16 protein-coding genes are annotated in these 16,549 nt (G+C 49.1%); all 16 read left to right on the forward strand.

Translation table 11 applies throughout. From position 1 onward, the window contains the following. Positions 1 to 13: 13 nt before the first annotated feature. On the forward strand, positions 14 to 1,141 hold the full coding sequence (locus PAE68_RS07055) for a glycosyltransferase (protein ID WP_281885454.1): 1,128 nt from the start codon (positions 14 to 16) through the stop codon (positions 1,139 to 1,141). Between the two features lie 2 nt (positions 1,142 to 1,143). Then, the gene (locus PAE68_RS07060) at positions 1,144 to 2,427 is read left to right on the forward strand and encodes a nucleotide sugar dehydrogenase (RefSeq protein ID WP_281885456.1); all 1,284 of its coding nucleotides are present in this window, start codon (positions 1,144 to 1,146) and stop codon (positions 2,425 to 2,427) included. A gap of 77 nt (positions 2,428 to 2,504) precedes the next feature. Further along, positions 2,505 to 3,578, forward strand: a complete 1,074-nt coding sequence (locus PAE68_RS07065; RefSeq protein ID WP_281885458.1) for a glycosyltransferase family 4 protein — start codon at positions 2,505 to 2,507, stop codon at positions 3,576 to 3,578. 19 nt (positions 3,579 to 3,597) lie between these two features. Then, the gene (locus PAE68_RS07070; RefSeq protein WP_281890946.1) at positions 3,598 to 4,191 is read left to right on the forward strand and encodes a sugar transferase; all 594 of its coding nucleotides are present in this window, start codon (positions 3,598 to 3,600) and stop codon (positions 4,189 to 4,191) included. Beyond that, positions 4,188 to 4,811 carry an acetyltransferase gene (locus PAE68_RS07075; RefSeq protein WP_281885460.1) on the forward strand — a complete coding sequence of 208 codons (624 nt, stop codon included), beginning with the start codon at positions 4,188 to 4,190 and terminating at the stop codon, positions 4,809 to 4,811. The genes PAE68_RS07070 and PAE68_RS07075 overlap by 4 nt, the downstream gene beginning before the upstream one ends. A 14-nt stretch (positions 4,812 to 4,825) precedes the next feature. Then, positions 4,826 to 5,986 carry a DegT/DnrJ/EryC1/StrS family aminotransferase gene (locus PAE68_RS07080; protein WP_281885462.1) on the forward strand — a complete coding sequence of 387 codons (1,161 nt, stop codon included), beginning with the start codon at positions 4,826 to 4,828 and terminating at the stop codon, positions 5,984 to 5,986. 29 nt (positions 5,987 to 6,015) lie between these two features. After that, the gene (locus tag PAE68_RS07085) at positions 6,016 to 6,981 is read left to right on the forward strand and encodes an SDR family oxidoreductase (protein ID WP_281885464.1); all 966 of its coding nucleotides are present in this window, start codon (positions 6,016 to 6,018) and stop codon (positions 6,979 to 6,981) included. A gap of 24 nt (positions 6,982 to 7,005) precedes the next feature. After that, on the forward strand, positions 7,006 to 7,629 hold the full coding sequence (locus PAE68_RS07090) for a hypothetical protein (protein ID WP_281885466.1): 624 nt from the start codon (positions 7,006 to 7,008) through the stop codon (positions 7,627 to 7,629). 12 nt (positions 7,630 to 7,641) lie between these two features. Then, positions 7,642 to 8,706 (forward strand): copper amine oxidase N-terminal domain-containing protein, encoded by a 1,065-nt coding sequence (locus tag PAE68_RS07095; RefSeq protein WP_281885467.1) that lies wholly within the window; start codon positions 7,642 to 7,644, stop codon positions 8,704 to 8,706. A 102-nt stretch (positions 8,707 to 8,808) separates the two neighbouring features. Next, positions 8,809 to 10,188: a UDP-glucose dehydrogenase family protein gene (locus PAE68_RS07100; RefSeq protein ID WP_281885469.1), complete on the forward strand. Its 1,380-nt coding sequence runs from the start codon at positions 8,809 to 8,811 to the stop codon at positions 10,186 to 10,188. Beyond that, complete coding sequence (locus tag PAE68_RS07105) at positions 10,160 to 11,185, forward strand: NAD-dependent epimerase/dehydratase family protein (RefSeq protein ID WP_281885471.1); 1,026 nt, start codon at positions 10,160 to 10,162, stop codon at positions 11,183 to 11,185. The genes PAE68_RS07100 and PAE68_RS07105 overlap by 29 nt, the downstream gene beginning before the upstream one ends. 199 nt (positions 11,186 to 11,384) lie before the next feature. Next, positions 11,385 to 12,176 (forward strand): class I SAM-dependent methyltransferase, encoded by a 792-nt coding sequence (locus PAE68_RS07110; RefSeq protein ID WP_281885473.1) that lies wholly within the window; start codon positions 11,385 to 11,387, stop codon positions 12,174 to 12,176. A gap of 123 nt (positions 12,177 to 12,299) precedes the next feature. After that, positions 12,300 to 13,112, forward strand: coding sequence for a peptidylprolyl isomerase (locus PAE68_RS07115; RefSeq protein WP_281885475.1), 813 nt, complete (start codon positions 12,300 to 12,302; stop codon positions 13,110 to 13,112). A 26-nt stretch (positions 13,113 to 13,138) separates the two neighbouring features. Next, positions 13,139 to 15,286, forward strand: coding sequence for an ATP-binding protein (locus PAE68_RS07120; RefSeq protein ID WP_281885477.1), 2,148 nt, complete (start codon positions 13,139 to 13,141; stop codon positions 15,284 to 15,286). A 169-nt stretch (positions 15,287 to 15,455) separates the two neighbouring features. Continuing rightward, positions 15,456 to 16,160: a response regulator transcription factor gene (locus PAE68_RS07125; RefSeq protein ID WP_281885479.1), complete on the forward strand. Its 705-nt coding sequence runs from the start codon at positions 15,456 to 15,458 to the stop codon at positions 16,158 to 16,160. Between the two features lie 90 nt (positions 16,161 to 16,250). Further along, on the forward strand, positions 16,251 to 16,532 hold the full coding sequence (locus PAE68_RS07130) for a hypothetical protein (protein WP_281885481.1): 282 nt from the start codon (positions 16,251 to 16,253) through the stop codon (positions 16,530 to 16,532). The last annotated feature ends 17 nt before the right edge of the window (positions 16,533 to 16,549 follow it).

The raw sequence follows: 16,549 nt of genomic DNA on the forward strand, positions 1-16,549 counted from the left end.
CTAGGAGAAAAGCATGGTGAAACAAAAGATAGTACACATTATCACTGGATTAGGCAACGGTGGGGCTGAAGCAATGCTTTATAAGTTGCTTAAAAACTTAGATAAAAATAAATATGTGCTAGAAGTAATATCTATGATGGATTACGGAGTTTATGGCGAGAAACTAGAAAAGCTAGGGGTAACTGTACACAAATTGGATATGAGACGTGGCATTCCAAATTTTAAGAGTTTGCGCAAAGCACTAAAAATAGTACAGGGCGCAGACATACTTCAAACATGGATGTATCATGCTGATCTTTTTGGGTTCATTCTAGGTAAACTAGCCAACGTTCCAAAACTAATATGGGGTATCCATCACAGTAATCTAGAGTCTAATAAAAATAAAAAGACAACTATTCTACTCGCACGTATCAATGCTTTGTTGTCAAAGTATGTAACTAGTGTTGTTAGTTGTTCCAAGGTAGCTACAGAGGTGCACATTTCAATAGGATATTGTAGTCGGAAACTGCTTACGATACCAAATGGATTTGAAACGGATCTTTTTATCCCGAATAATAATGCTAAGGATAGCTTGCTTTCCGAACTTGGTATTAGTAGAGAAGTGGATGTCATCAGCCTCGTAGCACGTTGGGAGATCTTAAAAGATCATAATAATTTCTTGTCTGCTATTCAATTTCTTGAGGAAAGAAATCTTTCAAAGGATGTTGTCATACTTATGTGTGGAGAAGGGATAGATCATCATAATCTGGAACTTCAACAATTGATTAAGAAGATTAATCTTAGATCAAGCGTATATTGTCTCGGGAGAAGAATTGATGTGCCCAGAATTATGGCTGCGACAGATGTTCTTGTTTCCTCTTCAAGCGGAGAAGGCTTCCCTAATGTTATAGGTGAGGCGATGGCGTGTGAGACATTATGTGTTGTTACTGATGTGGGAGATTCAGCGTTTATAGTTGGGGATACTGGAAGAGTTGTGCCGAAACAGAGCCCACAACTTTTAGCTAATGCTATAAATGAACTCTTAATTCTGCCTAGTCATGTTAAGGAGGAATTGAAAATGAAAGCACGACAAAGAGTTAAAGATTTGTTTGATATAAAATCAGTTGTTTTGAAATACGAGTCTCTGTATAAAGAGGTGTAAGGATGAATCGAAAAATAGGTATAGTTGGTCTCGGGTATGTTGGCTTACCTGTAGCGGTTGCATTCGGCTTAAGAGAATCAGTCGTTGGCTTTGATATCAACCAAAAGAGGATTGAATCTTTGCAAAGAAATATTGACTCTACGGGTGAAATCAACTATGAAGATTTGAAAAATACTAATATAGAATTTACAACAAATTCTGCAAAATTGAGTGACTGCAATTTTATCATTGTAGCAGTACCTACTCCCATTGATGCAGCACGACAACCTGATCTAACACCACTCCAAAAAGCATCTGAAACGGTAGGGAAACATCTAAAAGCAGGAACTATTGTTGTATTTGAGTCAACTGTTTATCCAGGAGCTACTGAAGAAGTATGCTTACCTATTCTTGAGAGATTTTCGGGTCTACAAGCTGGAACTGATTTTTTTCTCGGCTACTCGCCAGAAAGAATTAATCCTGGTGATAGAGAACACACCTTTACAAAGATAGTAAAAGTAGTAGCGGGTCAAGATGAAAATACAACTTCAATCATTGCTGATGTATACGGCTCAGTAGTTGAAGCAGGTGTTTATCGTGCTTCTTCAATCAAAGTCGCTGAGGCAGCTAAGGTCATTGAAAATACTCAGCGCGACTTAAATATTGCGTTGATGAATGAACTCGCTATTATTTTTGATAGACTTAATATTGATACGTCTGAGGTTTTGAAGGCATCAGGTACTAAATGGAATTTCCTTAAATTTTCCCCTGGTTTGGTCGGAGGGCATTGTATTGGTGTAGATCCATACTATTTGACACACAAAGCCGAGAGCGTTGGGTATCATCCTGAGATTATTCTAGCCGGACGTAGAATAAACGATAACATGGGGCAATTTATAGCAACATCCTTGGTTAAACAAATGATTTTAGCAGGAATTCCTATTCAAGGTTCCAAGGTAGCCGTTCTTGGTATTACATTTAAAGAAAATGTACCTGATATACGAAATTCAAAGGTGATCGATATAATCAAGGAACTCCAAGAGTTTGGTATCGTTGTAGAGGTATCGGACCCAATTGCAGAGCCGACTGAAGTCTTTGATGAGTACGGTGTTCAATTAATTCCGTTGAATAAGCTAGAGAACTTTGATGCAGTTGTTCTTGCTGTTCCACACGAGGAGTTTGTTTGTGAAGGATGGAATATCGTTAATCCTATAGTTAACTTAAGTAATCGAGTGGTCATTGTTGATGTAAAAAGCGTGCTAGATGTACAAGCTAAACCAAACAATGCTAACCTTTGGAGATTATAAAGTGAAAAAAAATTTTACAAGTTTGCGCCATTGATCTTTCTGTTGATGCCTTACTAAAGCCTTTAATTCTTCAATCGATGGAGCACGGCTATATTGTGCATAATGTCTGTACGGATACGGGAAGATTTAGTCGGTTGAGAGCTGAAGGCCTCACTATGATAGATATAAAAATTGATCGTAAGATAAGCCCAGTTGCAAATATAAAGTCAGTTATTAAATTATACAAGTTAATGCGTACAGAGAATTATGACATTGTACACGTCCATACTCCTATAGCAGCTGTTTTAGGCCGTGTAGCAGCTAAGCTGGCAGGTGTAAAAAACATTGTTTATACAGCGCATGGTTTTTATTTTCATGACGATATGTCCCCAACAGTTTATCGTACTTTCTATCTAATTGAGAAGTTTTTTGCGAGGATGTTTACGGATTGGTTGTTACTTCAAAGCAAAGAGGATTATGAGCTATGTAACACAGATCATTTTAAAAACAAGAATCGCATTATTCACATTAGTAATGGAGTAGATATAACAACAAAGTTTAATCCGAGCTTGATTGATGAGAAGCAGCAATTAAATTTAAGGGAACAATTTTGTATTAACGAGCATGATATAGTTTTCTCTTTCATCGGTCGGTTTGTTCGTGAGAAAGGCATTTTTGAGTTATTGGAAGCATTTCATCAGCTGAAGGTCAGCTGTCCGAACGTTAAGCTACTTATGATTGGAGATGTTCTTGATAGCGAACGAGATCAAGAGAGCGCAGTTAGGCTAAAGCAGTTATTGAATGATCCATCCATTATTGCACCTGGCTTTCGTAAAGATGTACCGGAACTATTATCTATTTGTGATGTGTATGTCCTACCCTCCTATCGAGAAGGGTTGCCTAGATCAATAATTGAGGCGATGGCACTGGCTAAGCCAATCATTGCTACCGATATTAGAGGTTGCCGCGAAGAAGTATTTGATAGCGAGAATGGTTTCTTGGTTCGTAAAGGTGACTCACAACATTTATACGAAAAGATGAAGGCAATGGCTGACGATCCTACATTGCGAAAGAGATTTGGTGATAAGAGTAGGAAGCTCGTAGAAGAATTATTTGATGAAGATAAAGTTGTTAAAATTCAGCTTGACCTGTTTGAGAAACTAATCCATTAAGTATGGAGATGACAATGTGCTGAAAAGAAGCTTTGACATAATTACATCGTTGGCGTTATTGCTGATACTCTCTCCGGTCATTGTCTTAGTTGCCCTTCTAGTTCGACTTAGGCTTGGGTCACCAGTATTATTTAAACAGAAACGTCCGGGCCTGAATGGAAGACCTATTCATGTGTTAAAGTTTCGCACAATGACGAGTGATACGGACCAGCATGGGAAATTGCTACCTGATGAAGTTCGTTTGACCGCATTTGGAAAATTGTTAAGAAAACTGAGCCTAGATGAGCTACCGCAACTATTTAATGTGCTTAAAGGGGACCTCAGTCTCGTCGGTCCAAGACCTTTGCTTATGGAATACTTGGAGCTCTATACACCAGAACAAATGAGGCGTCACAATGTGAAGCCTGGCATTACGGGATGGGCTCAAGTCAATGGACGGAATACGATTTCTTGGGAGCAAAAGTTTGAATATGACGTCTGGTATGTGGACAATTATTCGTTCAAGCTTGACATTAAGATTTTGTGGTTGACTATCCGAAAAGTGTTTAAGTCGGAGGGAATTACTCAAAACGGCCATGTTACAGTAGAAAAGTATAAAGGGATTTCTTCATGAGAAGGCTCATAATACTTGGTGCTGGGGGCCACGGTAAAGTAGTTGCAGATGCAGCAGAACAATCTGGCCAATGGTCTGAGATTGCCTTCTTGGATGATAACTATCCGGATGTTACGCATGTATACGGCTGGAGTATTATAGATCGCATCTCTAATCTAGAGCAGTATGTAACAGAGTATGTCGATGTTGTTGTAGCAATAGGGAGTAATGGCGTTAGGCTATCCTTGCTTCAAGAAGCAGTTAGTCTAGGATACCGTGCAGCTCGGGTCATACATCCCAGAGCATTCGTGAGTAAGTACGCTGAGATCGGCGTAGGTACGGTATGTTTAGCTCAAAGTGCCGTTAATGCGGGGGCTACGATAGGTAATGGTGTTATTATCAACACAGGAAGTACAGTTGATCATGATTGTTCGATAGCCGCTGGAGTTCACATTTCCCCTGGAGCACATCTTGCGGGAAATGTTACAGTGGGGAAATGCAGTTGGGTGGGTCTGGGTGCATCTATTATCCAACAAACTAACATTGGAAGTTATGTGACGATTGGGGCTGGCTCCGTAGTCATTCGGAATATCCCAGATAACACGAAAGTAGTAGGGGTACCCGCTAAAGCTCTGACATAGAGAGGGACGAAGCAATGAATAATTCGACTACTCGACCAAGAATATACTTATCTTCTCCTCATATGGGTGGAGAAGAACTGATGTTTATTGAAGAGGCGTTTCGCACGAATTGGATAGCACCGTTGGGAGCCAATGTAGACTTGTTTGAGCAGGAACTGGCTTCTTACTGTGGAACGAAGGGCGCATTAGCTCTAAGCTCGGGTACTGCTGCTATCCATCTTGCTTTAAGGTTACTAGGTGTGGGTAGAGGAGATGTCGTATTTTGTTCATCTTTGACTTTTGTAGCGAGTGCCAATCCAATCTTATATCAAGGTGCTGAACCTGTCTTTATTGATTCGGAACCTGATTCATGGAACATGTCACCTGTAGCTTTAAGAAAAGCATTAGAAGCTAGCCGAGAACTAGGCAAATTGCCTAAGGCAGTTATTGTTGTTAATCTTTATGGCCAAAGTGCTGATTATGATGCTATTACTAATCTGTGTAATGATTACGAGGTCCCTATTATCGAAGACGCCGCGGAATCACTCGGTGCAACGTACAAAGAAAAAAAGAGTGGTTCTATAGGTAGATTTGGCATTTACTCATTTAATGGTAATAAAATCATCACAACCTCTGGTGGTGGAATGCTTGTATCTGACGATGTCGAGGCTTTAGACCAAGCAAGATTTTACGCTACGCAGGCACGTGATGAGGCTCCTCATTATCAGCATAGTCAGCTTGGCTATAATTATCGACTGAGTAATGTACTTGCAGGTATAGGTAGAGGACAACTCAGAGTTCTTGATGAGCGAGTTAAGGCTCGTCGACAAATTTTTAGGCGTTATCAAGAAGCCCTGTCTCACATTAGAGGCTTAAGCTTTATGCCTGAATGTGAGTACGGAGTCTCCACTCGATGGCTTACTGCTCTGACCGTTACTCCTGAAGTAGCTAATATCAACACCATTATTAATGGTTTAGCCGTTGAAAACATAGAGGCAAGGCCTGTTTGGAAACCACTGCACATGCAACCTTTATTCTCTGATAATCGTTATTATAAACACGGCGATGAGAGCGTCACAGATCAATTGTTCCATAACGGAATATGCTTACCATCCGGATCAAATATGACTGAGGATGAGCAGGATAAAGTCATTAATACAATATTAAAGCTTATCAGTAACACGAGCACGATTTAGGATGGAGGATATTTGTGGGATATAGACATTTGAAATTTCAAGACAACTCGACTTTCCTTATCACCGGTGGAGCTGGCTTTATTGGAGCTAATTTAGCAGAAGCGCTGCTCGAGATGGGGTACACAGTCAAAATTATGGACGACCTCTCCAACGGTAGAAAAGAAAATATTGAAGGTCTGAAGCAAAAGTATGAGTTTGACTTTATCGAAGGCAGCATTACTGACTTGGAGCTATGCCAGCAGGCTTGTCAAGGAGTCGACTACATACTTCATCAGGCTGCATGGGGGTCGGTGCCTCGCTCCATTAAGATGCCACTTCATTATGATACGGTCAATGTGCATGGCACGCTTAACATGATGCAGGCTGCTGTTGAAGCGGGTACGGTCAAAAAGTTTGTGTATGCTTCTTCTTCATCAGTATACGGGGACGAGCCTAATTTGCCTAAAGTAGAAGGCCGTGTAGGTAAGCCGCTATCACCATATGCAATAACCAAGAAGGTAAATGAGCTATATGCACTTAACTTCTTTGAAATGTACGGTCTTGAAACAGTTGGACTGCGATACTTTAACGTATTCGGTAGACGTCAGGACCCGCAATCTACGTATGCAGCTGTTATTCCTGTATTCGTAAAGTGTCTACTTAACAATACAGCCCCGACGATTAATGGTGATGGCTCGCAAACTCGAGATTTTACGTACATCGAGAACGTCATTGAAGCTAACCTGAAGAGCTGCCTAGCTGGTAAAGAAGCAAGCGGTAAGGCGTTCAATATTGCCTACGGACAGAACACGTCCCTGAACGAACTGTACCGGAAGCTGTCACAGCTTCTTGAGAAAGAGATCGCTCCTAATTATGGACCGCCGCGTGCAGGGGATATCCCACATTCTTTAGCAGACATATCATTAGCTAGAGAGCTTCTGGATTACAATCCTGAATATGATATTAATCAAGGTTTAGAGTTAACGATTGATTGGTATAAGAAGCATTTAGCGTAAGCAATTACGAAGAGAGGAGTGCCTATGCGAAAAAAAATCGTAGTCATCTCTATATCTGTCAGCTTGCTGCTCGCTGTAGCATTTTTAGCAAATCTAACGTTTTCTAAGGTTATTGGGAACTTTGTAAGTACTGGTGAAGTAGCTGCAGTAGTTCAGTCTATCACCAAGACTAATAACCATAATATGCAAGAGAACCCTTCAGTAAAAGCAGAAGGAAACCCGGCTTCAGTAGCTAAGGAAGAGGCGCAGCAGGCTCAACAACCTAAAACACCAGACGCTACTGAAAAAACAACCACATCGCATGACAATAATCATTCAGAGCCAAGCGAATCGAAGGTCCTTGAAAAAAATGTAGAACCTTCTTCTAAATACGAAGCGGCTGTACCAGAAGACAAAGCAATTGAAGTCAAAGAAAATGTCACATTAAAAGAAAAAGCAAAAGTAACATCCATCCTTCTCTCCAAGCTCAGCACATCCGAAATTCAGATGTTCATGAAAATGTCCTCTGGAGGGCTGACACTTGAGGAGAAACAAGAAGCCAAGAAGATCATTCTAGCCAAACTATCTGAAGAAGAATATAATGAGCTTATTGCAATTGCCGCTAAGTACGGCTTGAGTCAAGGGAAAAAATACAACGAGACACAGTAAGAGGAGGCACATATGCTTAGTAAAATAAAGCGGTTGGCTCTCGCATCTGTTCTTGCTGTGAGTCTGGCAGGAACAGCCCAAGCCGCCCAAACCCCCCAGCAAATCGACGTCTACTACGTGCCGTTGCAGTTCGTCTTCGACGGGGAGCAGTACGCGCCGCCGGAGGATCAGAAGAGCTTCATCTACGAGGGCAGTACGTATGTGCCATTGCGATTCCTCTCTTATTCACTGAATAAGGCGGTGAAGTGGGACGGAGATTCGTATACAGTATCGGTAGAGGAACCGAAGGATACGGCGAAGATCGAGATTCAAGAGCATAATCTCAATACGAAGGTGCGCGGCGGGAAGCTGCGGGAGCAGTTCGATGCGTCCCAGCTCGCGCCGACGCAGGTGACGGTGTACCAAGAGAAGGTTCAGTATGTGTTCGACGGGAAGCAGAAGGAGATTGGGGAGGACCTGCCGGGTCTGTTCGTGGATAACCGACTGTACGTGCCGCTGCGCTTCTTCTCCGAGTCGGTCGGACGCAAGATCGTGTGGGACCCGAAGAGCTACTCGATCGCGGCTGACACGCCGCCAGCGGAGAAGCCTCCGGTGAAGAAGGAGGAGCCGAAGAAGGAAGAGCCTAAGCCTGCTCCTGCAGCTCCAGGACCTGTCGGAGGCGGTGGTGGTGGAGGTGGCTTCGGAGGCGGTGCGCCTACGATCACGAAATCTGTAGAGGCGATACTTGCCGACTTCCAGTCGTCTTACGATTCGGTTAAGCTGCAAGCTATGATTGGAATGCTAGAGATATCTAATCTGCATACGGAGTACCTAGCCATCACAGACCCTGTTGTGCAGGAGGAGAAGAAAGATTATTATAAGGACGAGGCTCTAAAGATCGTAAAGAAGTACGACGATATGGTCGATGCGGCGTTGAATGAATTAGGTAGCAAGCTCCAACAGCACGGTCACGATGCTGCGACGGTTACAAGCGTGAAGGCTGAGAAGAAGGCGGAATACTTGAATCAGAAAAAGAGTCTACTTAGCCAATATGGTGTGGATACAAAATATTGGTATATGTTCGGCGTTACACCGTGACCTCAGGTCACGGTTATTTTCATTCCAAGCAGAGGTAATTCCCACCACAGCATCGAATCCATATAGCGAGGCTAGATCATACTCAAGCAAAGGGTGTGTACCATGTATAAAATCGCTGTAGCCGGTACGGGATATGTCGGGCTCGTCGCTGGAGCTTGCTTCGCCGAGGTTGGGTATAACGTGACGTGTGTCGATATTGACGAGCGGAAGGTCGAGCTCATGAAGTCGGGCGTATCGCCGATCTATGAGGTGGGGCTTGAGGAGCTGATGCAGCGCAATTATGCGGCGGGACGACTCCACTATACGACGGATTACCGCTCGGCGTATCGGGATGCCGATGTCATCTTCATCGGGGTCGGTACGCCGGAGCAGCCCGATGGATCGGCTAACTTGTCGTACATCGCGACGGCGGCGAGGCAGATTGCGGAGACGGTGGAGAACGATTGCCTGATCGTCGTGAAGTCGACCGTGCCGGTCGGGACGAACGATAAGGTGGAGCAGTTCGTGCACGACTTCCTCGTGCAGGATGTACGGGTCGAGGTGGCGTCGAATCCGGAGTTCCTCGCCCAGGGCTCGGCGGTGCGGGATACGCTCCATGCGCAGCGGATCATTATCGGGACGGAGAGCGAGTGGGCGGAGCAGCTGCTGAGGAAGCTGTACGAGCCGTTCGGGCTGCCGATCGTGTCGGTGAGCCGCCGTTCGGCGGAGATGATCAAGTATGCGTCGAATGACTTCTTGGCGCTGAAGATCTCGTACATGAACGATATTGCGAACCTGTGTGAGCTGGTCGGAGCCGATATTCAGGACGTGGCGCAGGGGATGAGCTACGACGAGCGGATCGGGGCGAAGTTCCTCGGGGCCGGGATCGGCTACGGCGGCTCGTGCTTCCCGAAGGATACGAAGGCGCTCGATTACCTCGCGCGTCAGCATGGCTATGAGCTGAGAACGGTGAAGGCTGCGATCGATGTGAATAAGGACCAGAAGACGGTGCTGTACCGCAAGGCGTGCAACCGGCTCATTACCTTCAACGGACTGAAGGTGGCGGTGCTCGGCTTGACGTTCAAGCCGGGGACGGATGATCTGCGAGAAGCGGCTTCGCTGGAGAATGTGCCTCTGCTGCTGCAGCAGGGCGCCGACATCTATGCCTACGATCCCGTAGGCGCGGATAACTTCGCCCGCTTGTATCCCGAGGGGCCTAACGGCAACGGACGGATCACGTATGTGCGTGAGGTCGAGGAGGCGCTGAGGGGGGCGAATGTCTGCTTTATTTTCACCGAGTGGGGAGAGATTAAGGCGTTGCAGCCAGAGGTGTACACGTTGATCATGCGAACGCCGTTAGTGTATGATGGTAGAAATATATATGCGGTGGAAGCGATGGCGGCAGCAGGTGTCGAATATTATTCGATCGGAAGGAAGGCGGCCGCAAGAGCCGAGTTAAAGGAGTCCAAGCAGCGTGAACGAACCTCAGTACGATCCAGCTAACGTATATCTCATTACCGGAGCGGCCGGCTTCATCGGCTGCCATATGGCGAAGAGGCTGCTCGATGCAGGCGCTCGCGTCATCGGTCTTGATAATATGAACAGCTATTATGAGTTGAAGCTGAAGGAGGAGCGGCTCGCGCAGCTGAAGGGCTATGAGTCGTTCCACTTCATTAAGGGCGACATCTCGGACAAGTCGCTGATACGTACAAGCTTCGCGACGCATCGTCCGAACGTCGTCATCCATCTCGCCGCGCAGGCGGGCGTGCTGCATTCGATCGATCAGCCTGATGTATACATGAGCAGCAATGTGCTCGGCTTCTACAACGTGCTGGAGGCGTGCAGGCAGTATCCGGTGGAGCATCTGATCTATGCGTCGTCGAGCTCGGTGTACGGGGCGAACAAGAAGGTGCCGTTCGAGGAGACGGATATGACGGATACGCCGATCTCGCTGTATGCGTCGACGAAGAAGTCGAATGAGCTGATGGCGTATACGTACAGCCATCTGTTCCGCATTCCGGCGACGGGCCTGCGCTTCTTCACGGTATATGGCCCGATGGGTAGACCCGATATGTCGTATTACAAGTTCGCCAACATGCACTTCGCCGGTAAATCGATTCCGATCTACAACAATGGCGACCTCGAGCATGATCTGTACCGGGATTTCACGTATATCGATGATATTGTAGCCGGGTTGGAGCGACTGCTCGGCCATGCGCCGACAGGTGAGGTGCCGCACCAGCTGTTCAACATCGGCAACAACAGGCCGGAGAAGCTGATGGTGTTCATTGAGACGCTGGAACGATGCTTGAGCCGCGCCGCGGGCAGGACGATCGTATTCGATAAGCGGTTCGAGCCGATCAAGGCCGGCGACGTTCCCGCTACCTATGCGTCGACGGAGCGGCTGCAACAGGCGGTCGGGTTCAAGCCCGAGACGCCGATCGAGGTCGGCTTGCAGCAATTTGCCGATTGGTACGTGTCTTACCATGGCATTAGTTAGCAGCAGGTGAAGCTGAGAGGTACATAGAGCTGCTTCCGAACCGATGTGAGCGTCGGTGGGGGCGGCTTTTTTGGCATCGGATGCGAAGGATAGATGTTGAGTTATAGGTACAACCTATTGCATCCATAACTTCTATATATTTCACTAATAATCAATCTTCCTTCATAATCAAGGTAAATAAAGGAAGGGACTGGTGTCTATGACGAAGTCAATGAACACACAAGTATGGAATGCGGAGCATTACGATGCTCGGATCGGGTTCGTGTCGGAGCTCGGGCGGGGGCTGATCGAGGTGTTGAAGCCGCAGGCTGGAGAGCGCATTCTGGACATCGGCTGCGGGACGGGGGATCTGGCGAGTGAGATTGCAGGCTTCGGTGCTGTCTGTAAGGGGATCGACTATTCGCAGGAAATGGTGGATCAGGCACGGGTGAAGTATCCGCAGCTCGTCTTCGAGCAGGCGGACGCGCAGGTGTATCGGCTGCAGCCCGGCGAGGAGCGGTATGATGCCGTGTTCTCGAATGCGGCGCTGCACTGGATGAAGCAGCCGGAGCTGGCAGCAGGCGCCGTCTGGGAGGCGCTGAAGCCGGGAGGCAGATTCGTCGCCGAGTTCGGCGGCAAGGGGAACGTCGGCGCGATCGTGGGTGCGCTGGAAGCGGAGTTAGCGGATGACGGCATCGATGGGGCGGGGCGGAATCCGTGGTATTTTCCCAGTGTGGGGGAGTATGCGGCTGTACTGGAGAGACAGGGCTTCGAGGTGAGAGGGGCGCAGCTGTACGATCGGCCGACGCAGCTGAGCGACGGGGAGCATGGACTCGCACATTGGCTGAAGGCGTTCGCGGGTGTGCATCTTGAAGGGTTGACGGAGGAGCAGCGGTCTTCGCTCGTCTGCCGATGCGAGGATCGCTTACGGCGTACGTTGTACCGTGATGGATCGTGGTATGCGGACTACCGGCGAATTCGAGTGTATGCGGTGAAGCCGGCGCGGGCTTAGTCTAACATTACGTGGACGGTGACAATGTTCGACTAAAGTTGGTAGAATAACGTGTTCAAGATGCACGGTGTCGATTATAATGAAGGAGAGCATGTCCAAGTAAGGATAAGGGAGGCCGTTGTGATGTGGAAGGAGAAGCTGAAGCTGCTCACGGCAGGTGGAGTCATTGGCGCGCTGCTGACGACAGCCGTAGGCGTAAGTGCGGCAGGTGAGCAGCTGGACGTATATGTGAAGCAGCTGAAGCTGGTGTTCCATGGTGTGGAGCGCCAGCTCGAGGAAGGACAGGGCAAGACATTCATTCATGAGGGCACGACGTACGTGCCGCTGCGCTTCATCAGCGAGTCGCTCGGGCAGCCGGTGCAATATAACGGTCAGCGCGAGACGATCTATATCGGCTATCGGTACCATCAGCCGCCTGAGATGATGATCGATCCGGACAAGAGCTACAAGGCGAAGCTGGAGACGACGAAGGGGACCGTGACGATCGAGCTGTATGCGAAGTCGGCGCCTTTGACGGTGAACAATTTCGTCTTCCTGGCGAAGGAAGGCTTCTATGAGGATGTCATTTTCCATCGGGTGCTCGAAAGCTTCGTCATTCAAGGTGGCGATCCGACAGGCACAGGACGAGGCGGTCCGGGCTATTCGTTCGCTGATGAGCTGAACAGCGGCTACCGGTATGAGCCGGGCGTCGTGGCGATGGCCAATGCGGGTCCTGATACGAACGGCAGTCAGTTCTTCATCTGCACGGGCGAGGATAGCCATAGCTTGAATCAGTATCCGAACTATTCGATATTCGGCCGGGTCGTGGACGGTATGGACGTCGTGAAGAGCATCGCAGCTGTGCCGGTAACCGCTGTCGGACCAGGAGGAGAGGCTAGCCGTCCGGTGGAGCCTGTGGCGATCAAGAAGGTGACGATCGAGGAGTCCGGCTCGTAGAGCGGAAAGATACAGGAGCTGAAGCGGTGAGCAGATACTTACGATTACGCATCATACCGCTGCTGGCGCTCGCGCTGCTATTGCTGCTGATCGGACTTGAGGTGCAGCGGATGCTGCTCTCCTCGGCAGCCTCACAGCCGAAGGCGAGTGCAGGTGTGCTCGAGCTGGACGACTGGGACTGGGAGCAGCAGCCGATTGTTCGCTTGAACGGACAGTGGGAGTTTTATTGGATGGAGCTGCTCGGTCCGGGTGAGTTTCTCGATTGGCCGAATCCGGTGGAGGATCGCTTTCGGATCGCTTCCGTTCCGGGCTCCTGGAATGCGATGAAGCAGGATGGTCAGTTGCTCAGCGGTCAAGGCTATGCGACCTACAGGCTCCGCGTTCGGCTCGATGAGAGGCTGGAGCGGCCACTCGCTGTTAAGCTCCCCGTGATCAACACGGCCTACCAGCTGTGGATGAACGGCAAGCTCGAGGCGACTGTCGGTGTCGTCGGGACGAGCGCTGATTATTCGAGGCCGGGCTTCATGCCTCAGCTGACGAGCGGTGACCGATACGCGGAGGAGCTGGAGCTCGTGCTGCAGGTGTCGAACTTCGATCATGTGAAGGGAGGACTGCTGCAAGCGATCGAGCTCGGAACGTTCCGTGAGGTGGCGCGCAAGAAGGAGCTTCAGACCGGCTTCGATACGCTCTTGGTCGGCAGCCTGCTCATTATGGGGCTGTACCATATCGGTGTATATGCGGTGCGGAGGAAGGAGCTGTCCTCACTCTTCTTCGGCATTCTATGCTTGCTGTTCGCGTTCCGGATGATGCTGCTGGGCGAGATCGTACTGACGAAGCTGTTCCCGGACTTCAACTGGGACCTTGAGCTGATGCTCGAATATATGAGTGCGGCGATGATGCCGCCGATGTTCGTCCTGTTCTTCGCCTGCATCTATCCCGAGGAGAGCTCGAAGCGTCTGAATCTGGCGCTATGCGCTGCGGTTGCTCTATATGTGATCGTATTGCTCTTCCTGAAGCCGATGACGTTCACGAAGCTGTTGTGGATCATGCAGCTGCTGGTCGTATGTGGTCTCGTTCAGGTGATGGTGACCGTGACGCTAGCGTTCATGCGCAAGCGTGAGGGCGGGGGACTCATTCTTATGTCGTGCTTCATCTTCGGCGTTTCGATCTTGAACGATATTTTGTACGCGCACGAATGGATTGATACGACAGACCGGATGGCGGCGTTCGGGCTGCTGGTGTTTATTTTTTGCCAGGCGGTGCTGCTGTCGATGAAGCTGTCTCGCGCCTTCGTCAATGAGGAGAAGCTGTCTGCCGAGCTCGCCGCTCTTAATAACGGTCTGCAGGAGCGGGTACGGGCGCGGACGGACGATCTCATGCAGGCTAACGCTGCGCTGCGACGGACGAACGAGGAGCTGTTCCGGCTCGAGACGTCGCGTAGTCACTTGATCAGCAACATATCTCACGATCTGGGCACGCCACTGACGACCATTCAATGCTATACGGAAGCGATATTGGATGGCATGGTCGATCAGGAGGAGCAGCGGGAGCGCTACCTGCGCATGATCCACAGCAAGGTGCTCGGGATGAATCGTCTGATCGAGGACTTGTTCCAGCTGTCGCGCCTCGAGGCTAGACAAGTCGAGTTCAAGCTGCAGCTCATAGCTGCTGATCGTCTAATGCAGCTGCTGTTCCATCGGATGGAGCTCGAGGCCCGGAATGCGGGCATCCGTTACGAGCTGACCATGCGCGGTCTGATGAAGGAGTACTGTGGAGAGCAGGAGCAGAAGCAGGAGTGCTTCTCGAGTGTGTCGGTCGATCTGGAGCGGCTTCATCAGGTGTACAGCAACCTGCTCGTCAATGCGGTCAAATTCACTCCGGCAGGAGGCTCCATTACAGTGGAGCTCCAAGATAACGGCAAGGAGATGGTATGCCGCATGACGGATACGGGTGACGGGATTAGCTCGGAGCATCTGCCGTACGTATTCGATCGGTTCTATACGAGTAACCAGTCGCGGAATATGTCGACCGGAGGCAAGGGCCTCGGCTTATCGATTGCCAAAGAAATTATTGAGGCGCATGGCGGAGAAATATGGATCGAGCGGACGGAGCCGGGGGAAGGGACGGTCTTCTGCTTCTCGCTGCCTGTGCAGCCGCATGTACATGCGGGCTAACGATGCACGGAACAGCATTCAGCTGCGGGAACGGATAGTCGCTTAGTCGCTTATTAATTAGGAACGCGGACAGCGCACAATTGGCGGAGGATACGCATAAGAGAGGCTTACGTATGTTGAAGGATAATACAAGCTCAGTGAAACTTGCGACGAATCGGGCGGTGATCAGATGAGGATGCACAAAATTATGGTGATCGAGGATGATCCGGACATTCAAGATGTGATCCGATTGTATCTTGAGAAGAACGGCTTCGAGGTCATTGCTCTGCAATCCGGAGACGGCTCCGTCGCTCTCTTGGAGAAGGAGCGTCCTGATCTGGTCATTCTCGATGTGCTGCTGCCGGGAAGCAGCGGCTTCGACATTTGTCAGGAGCTGCGTAAGGTGTCCCCGGTGCCGATTATTTTCCTAAGCTGCAAGAAGGAAGAAACGGACAAGATTCAAGGGCTCAATTACGGCGGGGATGATTATATGACGAAGCCGTTCTCGCCCAATGAGCTGATCGCCCGGGTGCGGGCGTTGCTGCGCCGTCCGTACCTCGTCGGTGCGGAGGAGACGGAGACGTCGTCCAAGCGGCTGACGTTCGGGGAGCTGCAGATCGATCCGGGGAGCCGGGTCGTTACGGTACGCAATCAGGAGCTGACGCTATCGCGCAAGGAGTTCGACCTGCTGTACATGCTGGCGACTCACCCAGAGCGGACGTTTACGCATGAGCAGCTGTTCCGCGAGATCTGGGGACAGGAGTGCTTCAACGATACGCGTACGATCATCGTGCACATTAGTAATTTGCGGAAAAAAATCGAGCCCGATACGTCCAGTCCGAAGCATATCATCAACGTTCACGGAGTCGGATACAAGTTCTTGCCAGGCAGCTGATCGTTAAGGATTGGATGCTTCAGAATTGGGCTATACAAGTACATGTAGCGATGATTAGAATGATTAGAGAAGAAAGTGGAGGGGCCGCAGATGGAGCCTATTATTACTACAGCGTCGATGACGCATTCGAAGGAAGACGGATATATCGGCCATGTTGTGTTCCATATGCCACAGCAGCAGACGAGCCTGGAGCTGACGCTGCAGAGCGCGAAGGGGAGAGACTGGAATTACAGCTTGACCTATGCGAACGATCAGGGCAAGGAGGAGGAGCTGTTCGCGGTCGAGGAGCGGCTGGAGAACGATGACGACTTCTTCGATGCGCTGATTGATGCTGCTCTTGCGAGCTTGCCGGAGGAAGAAGCAGCGGAGTAACGAGGAGGTGCACAGCC

The organism is Paenibacillus sp. YYML68, from assembly GCF_027923405.1.
Classification (GTDB): Bacteria; Bacillota; Bacilli; order Paenibacillales; family NBRC-103111; genus Paenibacillus_G.